General features: G+C 63.4%; 17 protein-coding genes. 12 read left to right on the top strand and 5 right to left on the bottom strand.

The genetic code is table 11. The features are described from left to right. Nucleotides 1–62 precede the first annotated feature (62 nt). Nucleotides 63–797, top strand: coding sequence for a copper homeostasis protein CutC (locus C8267_RS03370; protein WP_106633748.1), 735 nt, complete (start codon nucleotides 63–65; stop codon nucleotides 795–797). After that, nucleotides 794–1,987 carry a transglutaminase-like domain-containing protein gene (locus C8267_RS03365; protein WP_106633611.1) on the top strand — a complete coding sequence of 398 codons (1,194 nt, stop codon included), beginning with the start codon at nucleotides 794–796 and terminating at the stop codon, nucleotides 1,985–1,987. Before C8267_RS03370 ends, C8267_RS03365 begins: the two co-directional genes overlap by 4 nt. Before the next feature lie 92 nt (nucleotides 1,988–2,079). On the opposite strand, the gene C8267_RS03360 is transcribed toward C8267_RS03365, so the two are convergent. Further along, nucleotides 2,080–2,916: a 4Fe-4S binding protein gene (locus C8267_RS03360; RefSeq protein ID WP_087361184.1), complete on the bottom strand. Its 837-nt coding sequence runs from the start codon at nucleotides 2,914–2,916 to the stop codon at nucleotides 2,080–2,082. Nucleotides 2,917–3,075: 159 nt separating this feature from the next. On the opposite strand from C8267_RS03360, the gene C8267_RS03355 reads away from it, so the two are divergent. Continuing rightward, nucleotides 3,076–3,765 carry a SagB/ThcOx family dehydrogenase gene (locus C8267_RS03355; RefSeq protein WP_106633610.1) on the top strand — a complete coding sequence of 230 codons (690 nt, stop codon included), beginning with the start codon at nucleotides 3,076–3,078 and terminating at the stop codon, nucleotides 3,763–3,765. Between the two features lie 83 nt (nucleotides 3,766–3,848). Here C8267_RS03355 and C8267_RS03350 read toward each other — a convergent pair whose 3' ends face one another. Continuing rightward, nucleotides 3,849–4,430, bottom strand: coding sequence for an NUDIX hydrolase (locus C8267_RS03350; RefSeq protein ID WP_106633609.1), 582 nt, complete (start codon nucleotides 4,428–4,430; stop codon nucleotides 3,849–3,851). A 102-nt stretch (nucleotides 4,431–4,532) separates the two neighbouring features. On the opposite strand from C8267_RS03350, the gene C8267_RS03345 reads away from it, so the two are divergent. After that, nucleotides 4,533–5,822 carry an L-cysteine desulfidase family protein gene (locus C8267_RS03345; protein ID WP_106633608.1) on the top strand — a complete coding sequence of 430 codons (1,290 nt, stop codon included), beginning with the start codon at nucleotides 4,533–4,535 and terminating at the stop codon, nucleotides 5,820–5,822. A 141-nt stretch (nucleotides 5,823–5,963) separates the two neighbouring features. Here C8267_RS03345 and C8267_RS03340 read toward each other — a convergent pair whose 3' ends face one another. From C8267_RS03340 to pepE, 3 genes are all read right to left on the bottom strand, one after another. Further along, the gene (locus C8267_RS03340; protein ID WP_087361176.1) at nucleotides 5,964–7,205 is read right to left on the bottom strand and encodes a 3-deoxy-D-manno-octulosonic acid transferase; all 1,242 of its coding nucleotides are present in this window, start codon (nucleotides 7,203–7,205) and stop codon (nucleotides 5,964–5,966) included. A gap of 254 nt (nucleotides 7,206–7,459) precedes the next feature. Continuing rightward, entirely contained in the window at nucleotides 7,460–7,828 is a 369-nt protein-coding gene (locus C8267_RS03335; protein WP_106633607.1) for a YraN family protein, read from the bottom strand. Between the two features lie 665 nt (nucleotides 7,829–8,493). Next, on the bottom strand, nucleotides 8,494–9,195 hold the full coding sequence (pepE, locus tag C8267_RS03330; RefSeq protein WP_087361172.1) for a dipeptidase PepE: 702 nt from the start codon (nucleotides 9,193–9,195) through the stop codon (nucleotides 8,494–8,496). Between the two features lie 178 nt (nucleotides 9,196–9,373). Between pepE and C8267_RS03325 the strand changes: the two genes are divergently transcribed. The 8 genes from C8267_RS03325 (at nucleotide 9,374) to def (ending at nucleotide 15,373) form a co-directional block, all read left to right on the top strand. Beyond that, a complete protein-coding gene (locus C8267_RS03325) occupies nucleotides 9,374–9,610 on the top strand; it encodes an acyl carrier protein (protein WP_087361170.1) in 237 nt (78 codons plus the stop codon). A 45-nt stretch (nucleotides 9,611–9,655) separates the two neighbouring features. Next, a complete protein-coding gene (gene fabF, locus C8267_RS03320; RefSeq protein ID WP_106633606.1) occupies nucleotides 9,656–10,903 on the top strand; it encodes a beta-ketoacyl-ACP synthase II in 1,248 nt (415 codons plus the stop codon). A gap of 19 nt (nucleotides 10,904–10,922) precedes the next feature. Further along, on the top strand, nucleotides 10,923–11,696 hold the full coding sequence (gene rnc / locus C8267_RS03315) for a ribonuclease III (RefSeq protein ID WP_199792065.1): 774 nt from the start codon (nucleotides 10,923–10,925) through the stop codon (nucleotides 11,694–11,696). Between the two features lie 8 nt (nucleotides 11,697–11,704). Beyond that, a complete protein-coding gene (locus tag C8267_RS03310; RefSeq protein WP_087361296.1) occupies nucleotides 11,705–12,340 on the top strand; it encodes a JAB domain-containing protein in 636 nt (211 codons plus the stop codon). A 385-nt stretch (nucleotides 12,341–12,725) separates the two neighbouring features. After that, entirely contained in the window at nucleotides 12,726–14,270 is a 1,545-nt protein-coding gene (locus tag C8267_RS03305; protein WP_106633605.1) for a glycine--tRNA ligase, read from the top strand. A gap of 3 nt (nucleotides 14,271–14,273) precedes the next feature. Next, nucleotides 14,274–14,411 carry a hypothetical protein gene (locus C8267_RS10830; RefSeq protein ID WP_158699680.1) on the top strand — a complete coding sequence of 46 codons (138 nt, stop codon included), beginning with the start codon at nucleotides 14,274–14,276 and terminating at the stop codon, nucleotides 14,409–14,411. 6 nt (nucleotides 14,412–14,417) lie between these two features. Then, nucleotides 14,418–14,831 carry a Holliday junction resolvase RuvX gene (ruvX, locus tag C8267_RS03300; protein WP_087361164.1) on the top strand — a complete coding sequence of 138 codons (414 nt, stop codon included), beginning with the start codon at nucleotides 14,418–14,420 and terminating at the stop codon, nucleotides 14,829–14,831. Further along, a complete protein-coding gene (gene def, locus C8267_RS03295; protein WP_087361162.1) occupies nucleotides 14,828–15,373 on the top strand; it encodes a peptide deformylase in 546 nt (181 codons plus the stop codon). The genes ruvX and def overlap by 4 nt, the downstream gene beginning before the upstream one ends. Nucleotide 15,374 lies beyond the last annotated feature (1 nt).

Below are 15,374 nucleotides of genomic sequence, written 5' to 3'. Positions count from 1 at the left end.
TGGATTTCTCGCGCGCTTTTCGTACCTTTATCGACCGAATACCGCCAACCCTCTTTCCGATGATTACAACCGAACTGTGTGCCTATACGCGTGCGGCGTGCGACGTGGCCCGCCGCTGCGGCGTGTCGCGCATCGAACTCTGCTCCGCCCCGCTCGAGGGGGGCACCACCCCCTCGGCCGCACTGCTGCGCTACGCCCGTTCGCTCGGGGGCGTGCGGCTGAGCGTGATGATTCGCCCGCGCGGCGGCGATTTTCTCTATACCGACGACGAGGTCGAGCTGATGGCCGCCGAGATACGCTTCGCCCGCGAGTGCGGAGCCGACGGTGTGGTGCTGGGGCTGCTGACGGCCGACGGCGAGGTCGACGTGGAGCGTACGACCCGCCTGGCGCGCGAGGCGGGACCCCTCGAGGTGACCTTCCACCGCGCATTCGACATGGTGCGCGACCCGCAGCGGGCGCTCGAGGCGCTCATCGCCTGCGGCTGCCGCCGCGTGCTCACCTCGGGAGGCCGCAATACGGCGCTCGAAGGCATCGAGCAGCTGCGTGCGCTGGTCGCCCGGGCGGCCGGTCGCATCGAGGTCATGGCCGGCAGCGGCGTCAACGCCTCGAATGCCCGCCTGCTGGCCGCAACGGGGGTCGATGCCCTACACTTCAGCGCCCGCCGCAGCCGCGAGAGCGCGATGCGCTACCGCAACCCTGCCGTCTCGATGGGGGGCTGCGCCGAGGTGCCCGAATATGTGGTAACCGATGCGGACGAAGAGCTCGTCCGTCAGATACTAACCCAACTTGAACCATGAAAAGACAACTGCTCCTGCTGCTCGGCGTCGTGCTCTGCGCCTGTACGCCGAATCCCTACGGGCGGGGTGTTCCCGCCTCCTACGTCCCGCTGCTCGATGCGGCGCTCGAAGAGACGCCGCGTGCCGACTCGCTGCGTGCGCTGCTGAGCGACACGCCCTGCGAAGAGCGCGAGGCGATGGCCTACCTGATTGCCTGGATGCCGCGGGGCGACCGCGACACGATGGCGCTCGACCTGCTGCGCGAGGATGTGCACTACGCCTGCCGGGCGCGGAGCGAGTTCCCGTGGACGCAGAGTCTGCCCGACTCGATTTTCCTGAACGAGGTGCTTCCCTATGCGGCCGTCGACGAGGTGCGCGACAGCTGGCGCGCCGACTTCTACCGGCGCTTCGCCCCCCGCGTGGCCGGCTGTAAGACCCTGCGCGAGGCCTTCGAGGCGGTCAACCGCAGTCTGCGCGACGAGGTGCAGGTCGACTACAACACCCTGCGTGAGAAGACCAACCAGAGCCCCGCCGAATCGATGCGCCAGCACATGGCCTCCTGCACGGGGCTCTCGGTGCTGCTGGTCGATGCGCTGCGTGCGGTGGGCGTACCGGCGCGCTTTGCCGGCACGGCAGCCTGGCACGACAACCGCGGCAACCACAGCTGGACCGAGGTGTGGCTCGACGGCGAGTGGCACTTTGCCGAGTATTACTATGCGGGGCTCGACGAGGCGTGGTTCCTCGCCGACGCCGGCAAGGCTTCGCCCGACGACCGTGCGCATGCCGTCTATGCCGTCTCGTTCCGTCCGACGGGCGACTGGTTCCCCATGGTGTGGAGCGAGTCGTCGCGCGAGGTGCATGCGGTGAATGTTTCGCAGCGCTACATCGACCTGAGCGCCTCGCGTGAGAGCGAGCAGGTGAAGCAGGGAACGCACGTGTGGGTCTCGTTCCGCATGTTCCGCGATGCGCGCCACGCCGCGGAGTCGGGTGACCGCGTGGCGGCCAACGTCGACGTCTTCAACGCCGACGGGCTGCAGGTGGGCGGCGGCCGGACCGCAGGCCCGACGCAGGACATGAACGACGTGCTGAAGTTCCTGCTCGAGAAGAACCACAGCTACCTCTTCCGCTATACGAACGGCGCCGACCGTCCGGTCGAGATGAAGGTTGAGGTGGGCGACGCTCCGATGACCGTCGACGGCTACTGGGAGTAGCGTGCAGTCACCGGCTGCCAACGATAAAGGGAGGCTCCGCATCGTGCGGGCCTCCCTTTTTTACGGCGTTTGCGGCGCCTCGTGCCGGCGTCTCAGAGCAGCGTGACGTTGGGCTTCGGACGGCCGAAGCTGCGGGCAAGTGCAGCGGCGAAGGGGGTCTCGAAGCTGCGGGCTCCGACGGGGCACCCCTTCACGCAGGCGCAGCAGCGGATGCAGCGCGAAGGGTCGGTCTCCTCCTCGCGGCCGCGGGTGATGGCCCCCGTGGGGCAGCCTGTGGCGCAGCGGCCGCAGTGGATGCAGCGTGCGGCGTCGGTTCGGGGAAGCAGCACGACGGGGTGCCGCTTCTGGCGGCGGAGGTAGCTGAGGGCAAAGGCGATGAAGCGCAGCAGCGGCAGCAGCGGGGTGTGGGGCGTGCGGAGCCGTGCGACGTCGACGGATGCGGCCCCTGCACCGGAGAGCTTAGCGTGGATGCGCTCGCCGAAGAGCCGGGCTTCGCCCAGGTCGCGGTCGTCGGGACGCCCGGCGGCGATGGGCGTGGCGGGCGAGGAGTAGGAGTGCTCGCCGATGAAGGCCCCTGCCGCTACGGTGCGGAAGCCCCGCTGGGCAAGGAAGGCGTCTAGTTCGCGGAGGGCATGGTCGAAGGCGCGGTTGCCGTAGAGGACCACCGCGACGGCGGGGGTGTCGTGGCCGCGGAGTGCCGCCATGCGCTCGAGCGCCAGCGGTGCGGGGTGCCCGCCATAGACCGGAACGGAGACGACGAGCAGAGCGTCGGCGTCGAGCTCCGTGGCGGGAGCGGCGCCGAAGGTGATGTCGCAGCAGCGGGGTGCGGGCTCCTCCGCCGTGCGGATTCCGCCGGCGATGGCCTCGGCGATGCGCCGCGAGGTGCCGGTGGGTGAGAAATAGAGGGTGACGAGCTTGTCGGGTTTCATGTCGTTTGTGTGTCGTTGATGCAAAGGTAGCCTTTTTGGAGGGAAGCCGGCCGCTGCAGGTGCGGCGATTTCCCGTTCCGGCGAAAAAAAACGCCGCGAAGGCGAGAAAACGGATGAAATTCGTATCTTTGCTGGAGAACCTCAATACTCGAAAAACGTATGAAAGAACTTCTTGCTTTGGCCGTAGCGGCACTCTTCGTGTCGTGCGGCCCGCGTTCCGCCGGCAACGCCGCCTCCGGGACGGCACCCGAAGAGGTGCGTACTCCGGTGGAGATGGCCGAGACGATTGCCCTCGTGAAGCCCGAACTGAAGAGCGGCCTCACCATCAACGAGGCGCTGCAGAACCGCCGCTCGTGGCGTGAATATGCCCCCGAAGCCCTCTCGCTTGAGGAGCTGTCGGGTGTGCTGTGGGCCGCTGCGGGTATCAACCGTCCCGAGAACGACCATCTGACCGCCCCCTCGGCGCTCGGTCTCTATCCGCTGCGCGTCTATGCCTTCTTTGCCGAGGGCATCTACCTCTACGATGCCAAGGCGCACCGGCTGGTGCGCGTCAAGGAGGGTGACTTCCGCAAGGTGTCGGGAGCGCAGCCCTTCGTCGAGACGGCGCCGCTCAATCTGGTCTATGTGGGCGACCGCTCGGTCTACGAGGGGCGCAACATTCCGGAGGAGCACCAGTACTACCTCTGCGGTCAGGATGCCGCCGGCTATGCCGAGAATGTCAACCTCTATACGGCGGGCCACGGCCTGCGTTCGATTACGCGCGGCAGCGTCTCGCCCGAGCTGCTCTCGGTGCTGGAGCTCGACCCGGCGCGCTACTGCTTCGCACTGGCCCAAAGCGTGGGCAGGTAGCAGTCCACATTGACGTAAACAAGACGAGGAGCGCCTCTTTCGGGGTGCTCCTCGTCTGTTTTGTGCTGCCGACCGCTCCTCTGCTATCGCCTTGCGGCGGCGCAGCGCTGCTCGCCCAACTCGCAGAAGTAGCGCCACAGCGGTGCCGCCATGAGCGCCTGGCGGATGGCCCCCTCGTCGAGCAGTTCGCGCACCTCGGCCTCGGTGAAGAGGTGCACGCTGAGGTCCTCCGTCGCATCGGGGTGCTGCTCGCCGATGCGCTCGACCCCCTCGGCCACGAAGCAGTGGGTCAGGTTGTTCTGCGTGGCGGGGTTGGGGGCGATGACCATCAGCTCGCGCCACTGCCCGCCGCCGTAGCCGCTCTCCTCGAGCAGCTCGCGCCGGGCGGTCTCCAGCATCGAGGCGTCCGTCGGCTCGCTCACGCCGGCCACCAGTTCGTAGTCCGTCTCGCCCAGGGCGTGGCGGTACTGGCTCACGAAGACAAACTCGCGCCGGGGCGTGATGGCAATGACGTTCACCCAGTCGGGGTATTCGAAGATGTAGTAGTCGGGGATGCGGCGTCCGTTGGGCAGTTCGACGCATTCGTGGCGTACGGTGTACCAGGGACGGCGGGCGAGGTATTCGCTGGTGATGACCTTCCAGGGTCGGTTTTCGGGCTTTTTCATCGGTGTGTCGCAGGGTGTGGTGCGAAGATACGGAAAATTTCCTATCTTTGTTTGTATGAATGCCGGACGCGGTCCGGCCCACCAACCTGAAAAACACACCGTATGATTCCTCAGTCCGAACGTCAGCGCATCATCGCGCTCATCCAGCGGGAGGTGGTTCCCGCCATCGGATGCACCGAGCCGATGGCCGTGGCGCTGTGTGTGGCGCGTGCCACCGAGACGCTGGGCTCCCTGCCCGAAAAAATCACGGCGCGGTTGAGCGCCAACATCCTCAAGAACGCCATGGGCGTGGGTATCCCCGGCACGGGCGGCATGATAGGCCTCCCAATCGCCATTGCGCTCGGCGCACTGGTCGGCCGCTCGGAGTACCAGCTGGAGGTGCTTCGCGACACGACGCCCGAGGCGGTCGAACGTGGCCGGGAGTATATCGACCGGAAGTGCATCTCCATCGGTCTGAAGGAGGGCATCACGGAGAAGCTCTACATCGAGGTAGAGGTCGAAGCCTCGGGGCACCGGGCCGTGGCGGTCATCGCGGGCGGTCATACGAACTTCGTCTACGTGGAGCACGACGGCGAGGTGCTGCTCGACAACCGACGCGCCGCCTCGGATGAGGCGGAGGAGGGCGAGGTGCCCCTCACGCTGCGCCGCGTCTGGGACTTTGCGATGACGGCGCCGCTCGACGAGGTGCGCTTCATCCTCGAGACGCGCCGTCTGAACAAGGCGGCAGCCGAGCGGGCCTTCACGGGCGAGTACGGCCACTGCGTGGGACAGACGCTGCGCCGCGAACGCGAGCGGCGGGTGATGGGCGACAGCATCTTCAGCCACATCCTCTCCTACACCTCGGCGGCGTGCGACGCGCGGATGGCCGGGGCGATGATTCCCGTGATGAGCAACTCGGGGAGCGGCAACCAGGGCATCGCCGCAACGCTTCCCGTGGTGGTCTACGCCGAGGAGAGCGGCGCCACGGAGGAGCAGACCATCCGGGCGCTGGTGCTGAGCCATCTGACGGTGATTTACATCAAGCAGAGCCTCGGCCGGCTGTCGGCCCTCTGCGGCTGCGTGGTGGCGGCCACGGGGTCGAGTTGCGGCATCACCTATCTGATGGGGGGCAGCTACGAGCAGGTGGTGGCCGCCGTCAAGAACATGATTGCCAACCTGACGGGCATGATATGCGACGGGGCGAAGCCCAGCTGCGCGATGAAGCTGACGAGCGGTGTCTCGACGGCCGTGCTGTCGGCCATGATGGCGATGGACGGCCACTGCGTGACCCCCGTCGAGGGCATCATCGAGGAGGATGTCGACCGCTGCATCCGCAACCTGACCGCCATTGGCCGCGACGGCATGAACGAGACGGACCATCTGGTGCTCGACATCATGACGCACAAGTGCTGAGCAGCCCGTGTGCCTCCGGACAGAAAAAGAGCGAGGGGACTTCCCGTATGGAAGTCCCCTTGTTTTGTCTGTCTCTGTAGCTTTCGCCCTTTGTCGCAGCTGACTTTGTTTTTTTTTCCCCCCCCTCCGGCGGACGGAGCGCTACCGGGTGCCGCTCTTGCGGAAAATCGTGTGGAGGATGATGCCCGTGGCCCCCTGATGGCGCGTGGTGTAGTCCTTGGCGATGCGGCTCGTCTTGCGCAGCAGCTCCTCGTCGGTGCGCAGCGGGGTGAACCAGTCGCGCAGCTCCTCGTACGTGGTGACGGGCTGCGCTGCACCGAGCGTCACCAGGTCGCGCGCCTCCTTGAACTTCTGGTAGTTGGGCCCGAATGCCAGCGGCAGGCCGAACGTTGCGGCCTCCAGCGTGTTGTGGATGCCCACGCCGAATCCGCCGCCGATGTAGCTCCACGAGGCGTAGCCGTAGACCGACGAGAGGATGCCGACCGTGTCGAGCACCAGCAGCTGTGTCCCCTTGAAGTCGCTCTGGGGCGTGCAGCGCGTATAGCGGATGCCTCCGCCGCGCGTTTCGCCGAGCAGGCGGGCGATGCGCCCCTCGTCCATCTCGTGGGGGGCGATGACGAACTTCACGTCGGGATTGTCGTTCATGAGCCGGATGAGCAGCTCCTCGTCGGGGCCCCACGTCGAGCCGGCCACGAAGAGGCGCTCGTCGCCGCGGAAGCGCTCGACAATCTCGATGCGTTTGGCCGCCGAGGCGATTTCGGCCACCCGGTCGAAACGGGTGTCGCCCGCAACCACCACGTTGTCGAAGCCCAGTTCGGCCAGCAGGCTCTTCGACTCCTCGTTCTGGACGAACATCGTGTCGAAGCTCTCCAGCGCCTGGCGCCAGATGCTGCCGTAGGGGCGGAAGAAAATCGAGTTGCGGCGGAAGATGGCCGAGACGATGTAGGTGCGTACCGAGCGGTGGCGCAGCTCGGTGAGCAGGTTAATCCAGAATTCGTACTTGACGAAGATGGCTATCTCGGGGTGGGCGATGTCGAGGAAGCGGCGGGCGTTCGACGGTGTGTCAATCGGGAGGTAGAAGATGTAGTCCACGCCGCTGTAGTTCTTGCGGATTTCGTAGCCCGAAGGGGAGAAGAAGGTGAGCAGAATTTTGTACTCGGGGTACTCCTTGCGGAGCCGTTCGATGATGGGACGCCCCTGTTCGAATTCGCCCAGCGAGGCGACGTGTATCCAGACGATGCGCGCCTTGGGGTCGATGGCGTCGGCCATCCGTTCGAAGAGATTTTTCCGCCCCTCAATCCAAAGCTTCGCCTTGGGGTATCGCGGCGAGACCAGCCGGATGGCCAGTGCATAGAGCATGAGTCCGAAATTATAGAGCCACATCGGTATCTTCGTTTGCGATGTTGTGTTTGCGTCCCTTGGCTCCCGTGCGGGGCTCCGTTCGTCCGTCGTCCGAGGCAATCCGGGCCGGGTGGAGCGGTTTCGGTTCGCAAGCAACCGTTTCAGTCCGGCAAAGGTAGCATATTTTGGCGGAAATGCAAAATTGCCGGCCGTTTATCCGCCTGATTCGCACGGCGGTGCCGTCGGAAGGGTCGGCCGGAGTGTTGCCGTGCCGTCGGACGGGTGTGCGCGTGCGGTCACCAGTTGTACTCCATGGCCTGCTCGACGAAGCGGACGTCGAAGCCTCCGTCGCGACGCATTGTGACGGCCGCCAGGTCGAACTGCACCTCCTCCGTGACGGCGTAGGCGGCCATGTAGCTGCGGGCGGCGTGGCTCAGCGCGCGGAACTTGGCCGGTGTAATCGCCTCCTCGGGGGTGGTGAGGCTCCCCTCGCGGCGGGTCTTCACCTCGACGAAGTGGAGCACGCCCGGCGTGCGGGCGACGATATCCAGCTCGTAGCGCCCTTCGCGCCAGTTGAGGGCGCAGATTTCGTACCCCCTTCGGCGGAGGTAGTCGACGGCGGCCCGTTCGCCCCGGCGTCCTGTTTCGCTCGTTTTCGATTCCATGGTGCGCTTTCGGAAGGGTAGTGGGGTTCGAAATGCACCTCAAGTTAGGCATTTTTTTGCCGAAAAGCAAATTTCCGCTTCCGGTTCCGCAGTTGGGGGGGAGTTCCACAGTCCGGTTCCAGTTCCGCAGAGGGCTTTGGCTCCGCGGTCGGCTTCCGTTTCCGCACCGGGAACGATTGCTCGATGTCCGATGTCCGATGCAGCCCGGGCCGTTTCGGTGCCCGCGCTGACGCTCCGTATAGCTCCTATAATAAAGGTGTGCTTCCGCGGATGGGAAGAGACATTCCTCAAATACGTAGGGGCAGTGGGGCGATTGTCGCAAGCGGGCGTTCGCGCCGTTTGCCGGGTGCAGCCATCGGCCGGGGGCTCTTCCCGATTCGGGCGGCTCGGAAGAATAACCCTGCGGGCGCTGTTGCATCGGTGCCTTGTTGAGCGGCTCTCTCCGGCCGGAGCCGGAGCGGTGGCGGAAGTGGTGGCGGAGCGGTGACGGGAGATGGCCCGGGGGCGTCGGGGCCGGCGGAAGAGGCGGGGTCGGCGGCAAGGTTCGCGGACGAAGGAAGCGACCGGAACGACGGCGAGGTCTGTGACAGGGACTGCGGAAGGGGTGGAAACGACCGGAACGACAGAAAGAGGGGGCGGAAGCCTTGCCTCCGCCCCTCTTCAGCCTACAGCAGGAAGTCGAGCTCCTCGCCCGGATTGACCTCGAAGGGGTCGCGTCCGTGTTTGAAAATCCGCATCGGACGCTTGCCGAGCAGTTCGAGGCGTCCCTCCTCGTAGCGCAGCATGCATCCCTCGCGCAGGCCGACCACCCAGCGGCGCGGATTGGCGGCGATGTACTCCAGGATGCGCTGCTCGCGCGTCTCGCCGGCATGTCCCTCGGGGTTGGCGTCGAGGTAGTGGGGGTTAATCTGGAACTTCACGGCGCCGATGGCCCGGAACGACTCGGGCTGGACGATGGGCATGTCGTTGGTGGTGCAGATGGTGGGGCAGGCGACGTTGCTGCCGGCCGACCACCCGACGTAGGGCGTTCCGGCCTTGATTTTGCGCAGAATTGCCTGCATGAGCCCCTGCTCCTGCATCTTTTTTGCGAGGGCGAAGGTGTTGCCGCCGCCCACGCAGATGGCCTCGGCGTTGCGGATTTCGCGGGCGGGGTTCTTGCTGCGGTGCACCGACCGCACGCGGATGCCCAGCTCGGCCAGGCGCGCCTGCACCTTGGCTTCGTAGGCCGCATAGGAGAAGGTCACGGCCGCGTAGGGGACGAAGACGAGTTCACGCACGCCGTCGAGAAAACGGCCGATTTCGGGCAGCGGGTAGCGGAGGTATTCCTCGCCGGCGTTGGTCGAGTTGGAGATGAGAAGCAATTTCATAAAAATCTGTTCTTTAATTTGTTGCGAATGCAATTGTGCTAAATGTCGAAAATGTTGTGAATAAAAAAAACGCTCCTTTTGTCAAAAGTAATAAAAAAAATGTTACTTTTGCGCGAAATTATGTTGGAAATACGTGAACTATTTCTAGTAATAATTGTTTAACTAAAAACTTAAAGTTATGTCAGAAGTTCAATCCAAAGTTGTCGAGATTATCGTTGACAAGCTCGGCGTTAAGGAGTCGGAAGTTGTGCCCGAAGCAAGCTTCACCAACCACCTCGGAGCAGACTCGCTCGACACCGTAGAGCTCATCATGGAGTTCGAGAAGGCATTCGACATCCAGATTCCGGACGAGGACGCTGAGAAGATTACGACCGTTGGCGACGCCATCAAGTACATCGAGGAGCACAAGAAATAATTTGCCCCGAAAAGGGATTTTCACGGAAGCTTTAAACTTAGATTTATGACTGAAAGAAGAGTAGTTGTTACGGGCATCGGTACTATCAACCCGCTCGGTAATAATGTTGAGGAGTATTTTTCCAACCTTGAAAAGGGCGTGAGCGGTGCCGCACCGATTACTCACTTTAACGCCGAAAAGTTTAAGACGAAGTTTGCCTGTGAAGTAAAGAATTACGACCCGTCCCAGTTCTTCGACCGCAAGGAGGTCCGCAAGTACGACCTCTTCACGCAGTATGCTCTTGTGGCGGCCGCCCAGGCCGTTGAGGACTCGGGTCTCGACCTGGAGACCGTGGACAAGGAGCAGGTGGGCGTCATCTGGAGCTCGGGCATCGGAGGACTCAAGTCGTTCTTCGATGAGTGTCTGGGCTATGCCGAGGGCGGTATGACCCCTCGGTTTAGCCCGTTCTTTATCCCCCGCATGATTGCCGACATCGCCGCCGGTTTCATCTCGATGAAGTATGGCTTCATGGGACCCAACTACTGCACGGTGTCGGCCTGCGCCTCCTCCAACCACGGCATGATTGCCGCCTTCGACGCCATCCGCTACGGCAAGGCCGACGTCATGGTTGCCGGCGGCTCCGAGGCTGCGGTCAACGAGCCCAGCGTGGGCGGTTTCAACTCGATGCAGGCGCTTTCGACGCGCAATGACGACCCCGAGCATGCCTCGCGTCCCTTCGACAAGGACCGCGACGGCTTCGTGGTGGGCGAGGGTGCCGGAGCGCTGATTCTCGAGGAGTACGAACATGCCAAGGCGCGCGGTGCGAAAATCTACTGCGAAATCCTCGGTGGAGGTGCCTCTGCCGACGCCTATCACTTCACCGCGCCCCATCCCGAAGGAAAGGGAGCCATCAAGGCCATGCGCGATGCACTGAAGGATGCCGGCATTACGGCCGATGAGATTGATTACGTCAACGTACACGGAACGTCGACCCCCGCGGGCGACCTGCCGGAGCTGAAGGCCGTGGCCGAGGTTCTGGGCGACCATGTCTACGACGTCAACATTTCGTCGACCAAATCGATGACGGGACACCTGCTGGGTGCCGCCGGTGCCGTCGAGGCGCTGGCCTGCATCTTCGCCATCACGCACGGCGTGGTGCCCCCGACCATCAACTGCGAGAACCTCGACCCGGCGATTGACCCCCGCCTGAACCTCACGCTCGGCACGGCGCAGAAGCGCGACGTGAAGTGCGCACTGAGCAACACGTTCGGTTTCGGCGGCCACAACTCGACGGTCATCTTCCGCAAACTCTAACGCCCGAACCCGCTGCGCGATGCTCGATTTTCTGCTTCGCCCTTTGAAGCGCACCTTCGGACGGGACAAGGCGTACTACCGAATCATCGATGATATGCTGGGCTTCATCCCGCATAACATCGAACTCTACAAGCTGGCTTTGATACACAAGTCAGCTTCTTTTGTTTTGGAGAACGGTACGGCCATCAACAACGAACGGCTCGAATTTCTGGGCGATGCCGTCATCGAGGCCGTGACGTCGGACTACCTCTACATCGAATTCCCGGAACGTGACGAGGGCTTCATGACCCAGCTGCGGTCGAAGATTGTCTCGCGGCAGTCGCTCAACGCCATCGCCGGCAAAATCGGGCTGGACCGCCACGTGATTTCGAACGGCAACGGGAACTTCGCCCAGAAGCATATCTACGGCGACGCCTTCGAGGCAATGATGGGGGCCGTCTACCTCGACCAGGGATACGACTTCGTCAACCGGCTGCTCATCAACCGGATATACTACCGTCATCTGGACCTCGAGCAGCTGACCGAGTCGGAGACCGACTTCAAGAGCCGGCTGATTGAGTGGTGCCAGAAGAACCACCACACAATCCTTTTCCAGACGGGTCACGACAAGGGCTATACGTCGAACCGTCCGCTCTTCTGCTCCACGGTGCTCATCGACGGAATGGAGATGGGACACGGAGCCGGCGAATCGAAGAAGGAGGCCGAACAGCATGCTGCCTTCTCGGTGTCGCGTTCGCTCAGCGACGAGGATTGCGCCTCGCTGCTGGACAAGGTGGACCGACTTTCGGAATGAATACGATGATGCAACCGTTGTACGACAAGGCGCTTTCGCGAGGCATCGCTTCGCTCAGCGACGAGGAGCTGCTCACGCTGCTGGTCGAGGAGCCCGGCGTGGCCGCCTCGGTGCTGCGTTCGTGCGGCGGTTCGCTGGCTTCGGTCGCCGCCGAGGAGCCGGCGCGGCTGCGGATGGTGGGCGGTCTGGGACGCAACCGGGCGCTGCGGCTGCTGGCCGCCGCCGAGTTCGGCCGCCGGGTCGCCGAGAGCCGTGCGGGCGAGGCTGACGTCATCGCCACGAGCGACGACGTGGTGCATCTGTTCCGCCCCAAGTTGCAGCGGCTCGACCACGAGGAGTGCTGGGTGCTCTACCTCACCTCGTCGAACCGCATCGTCGAACGGCAGCGGGTGAGCCAGGGAGGCGTTCAGGGGACGGTGGTCGACCATCGGCTCATCATCAAACGTGCGCTTGAACTGCTTGCAACACAGCTGATTATGGTGCACAACCATCCGTCGGGCGCCGCCGAGCCGAGCCCTCAGGACAAGGTGCTGACCGAACGGATTGCCCGGGCTGCGGCGCTCTTCGACATCCGGCTGTTGGACCATCTGATTATCTCCCGCGAAGGGGACTTTTCGTTTCTGCGCGAGGGGCTGCTGCACTGAGACTGCTCCGCGTGGCGCATTTCGGCGCCGTGCCGCTCCGCACCGTCCGCATAATCCGCGCATCCGCGTACCCTGCACAACCTGCCCCCGCACCCACCTCGCACCCCACACCCCGCACCCTGCACCCTGCACCCTGCACCCCGCACCCTGCACCCTGCACCTCGTACCTCTCGCACCCCGCACGGCCTGCCTGTACCGTATGATTGCCCCTCCGCTCCGACGGGCCTGTCAATCCCGGTCACCCGCCCCCCCCCTCAATTTTGCCGTTCGTAGCGTTGGCGCCCGCCACATTTTCGCAAAATCGCAAATTAATCGCCGCAGAGGGTGCGGTTTCTCGTTAATTTTGTACTTTTGTAGTTCGGAAATCAGGTAAAATCAAAATACTATGACTCAGGAGGAACTTTTCAAGAAGCTGGTCGCTCACTGCAAGGAGTACGGATTCGTATTTCCGTCGAGCGAAATCTACGACGGTCTGGGAGCTGTCTACGATTACGGCCAGAACGGCGTCGAGCTGAAAAACAATATCAAACGCTACTGGTGGGACTCGATGGTCAAGCTCCACGAGAACATCGTCGGCATCGACGCGGCGATTTTCATGCACCCCAAAACGTGGGAGGCTTCGGGTCACCTGAGCGCCTTCAACGACCCGCTCATCGACAACCGCGACTCGAAGAAGCGCTACCGCGCCGACGTGCTCATCGAGGATTGGCTGGCCAAGCAGGATGAGAAAATCGAGAAGGAGGTCGAGAAGGCCCGCAAGCGCTTCGGCGAGTCGTTCGACGAGGCGAAGTACCGCCAGACGTCGCCCCGCGTGGCGGAGACGTCGGCCCGTCGCGACGAGATTCACCGCCGCTTCGTTGCGGCGCAGAATGCCAACGACCTTGCGGAGATGCGCCAGATTATCCTCGACTGCGAAATCGCCTGCCCCATCTCGGGTACCCGCAACTGGACCGAGGTGCGTCAGTTCAACCTGATGTTCTCGACGCAGATGGGCTCCACGTCGGACGCCACGTCGACCATCTACCTGCGTCCCGAGACGGCACAGGGCATCTTCGTCAACTTCCTCAACGTCCAGAAGACCGGCCGCATGAAGATTCCCTTCGGCATTGCCCAGATTGGCAAGGCCTTCCGCAACGAAATCGTGGCCCGTCAGTTCATCTTCCGCATGCGCGAGTTCGAGCAGATGGAGATGCAGTTCTTCGTACGCCCCGGCACCGAGATGCAGTGGTGGAACGAGTGGCGCAACACGCGTATGGCATGGCACCGCGCGCTGGGCTTCGGCGACGATAACTACCGCTTCCATGACCATGAGAAGCTGGCCCACTACGCCAATGCGGCCACCGATATCGAGTACAACTTCCCCTTCGGCTTCAAGGAGGTGGAGGGCATCCACTCGCGTACGGACTTCGACCTGGGCAACCACCAGAAGTTCTCGGGCAAGAAGATGCAGTACTTCGACCCCGAGACGGGCGAGAGCTACGTGCCCTACGTGGTCGAGACCTCGATTGGCGTCGACCGCATGTTCCTGCAGGTGATGTCGGCCGCCTATACCGAGGAGAAGCTCGAGGGCGGCGATTCGCGCGTGGTGCTGCGCCTGCCTGCCGCGCTGGCTCCCGTCAAGGTGGCCATCCTGCCGCTGGTGAAGAAGGACGGCATGCCCGAAGTGGCTCAGAAGATTGTCGACCTGCTCAAGTACGACTTTAACGTGGTCTACGACGAGAAGGATTCGGTCGGCAAGCGCTACCGCCGTCAGGATGCCATCGGCACCCCCTTCTGCGTCACCGTCGACGGTCAGACGCTCGAGGACAACACCGTGACGGTCCGTCACCGCGATACGATGCAGCAGGAGCGCATCGCCATCGACCGGCTCCACCAGATGGTCGAGGAGGAGTGCTCCTACCGCAAGCTCTTCCGCAAGCAGAACCTGTAGCAGATGGAGGCAAACCTCGCGGCAAAGCGGCGTCGGCGCCTGTGGCTCGTGGTGCTCGTCTGTTTCCTGCTGGGCATGCTCCTCGGCGGGCTGCTCCTCGCTGCGGGGTGGCTCAATCCCGGGTCGGACCTTAACCTCTGAGCAGGCATGGGACGCATCATGGCCATAGACTACGGGACGCGGCGCACGGGAATAGCCGTGAGCGACCCGCTGCGCATCATCGCCGGGGGGCTGGTGACCGTCGAGACGAAGGAGCTCGAACGGTGGCTGGCTGACTACTTCGCGCGTGAGGATGTCTCGACCATCGTCCTGGGCAAGCCGCTGCAGATGGACGGCACGCCGTCGGAGACGTGGCGCTACGTCGAGCCGCTGGCGGCCCGTCTGCGCCGGGCCTATCCCGACAAGGAGGTCTGCTTCCACGACGAGCGCTTCACCTCGGTGATGGCGCACCGCACGATGCTCGAAAGCGGCATCGGCCGCATGGCGCGCCGCAACAAGGCGCTGGTGGACAAAATCTCCGCCACGATTATTTTGCAAAGTTATATGGAATTCAACCGATGATTTATCCGATTGTTATCTATGGCGACGAGGTGCTGCGCAAGCACTGCACCCCGCTCGAGCCCGGAACGCTCGACGTGAAGCAGCTCGAGAAGGACATGTTCCTCACGCTCGAGGAGGCCGGCGGCGTGGGCCTTGCCGCTCCGCAAATCGGCAAGGACATCCGCTTCTTCATCGTCGACTGCACGCCGTGGGCCGAAGAGGACCCCTCGTGCGCCGACTACAGGCGGGCCTTCGTCAATGCCGAAATCTACGAATACTCCGACGAGAAGAAGAGCTACAACGAGGGCTGCCTCTCCTTCCCGGGGCTCTACGCCGACGTGACGCGTTCGCTCTCGATTCGCATGCGCTACCTCGATACCGACTTCGTCGAGCACGACGAGGAGTTCACGGGGCTCAAGGCGTGGGTCATCCAGCACGAGTACGACCACATCGAGGGAACGGTCTTCACCGACCGCGTCTCGCCGCTGCGCCGTCAGCTGCTCAAGGGAAAACTGTTGAATCTGGCCAAGGGCAAGTACCGTTGCGCCTATAAAACCAAGTAAG

The organism is Alistipes sp. Marseille-P5061 (assembly GCF_900290115.1).
Lineage (GTDB): Bacteria > Bacteroidota > Bacteroidia > Bacteroidales > Rikenellaceae > Alistipes > Alistipes excrementigallinarum.
Note: the sequence above shows the minus strand (reverse complement) of the source record. Positions and strands in the feature narration are given on the sequence as shown.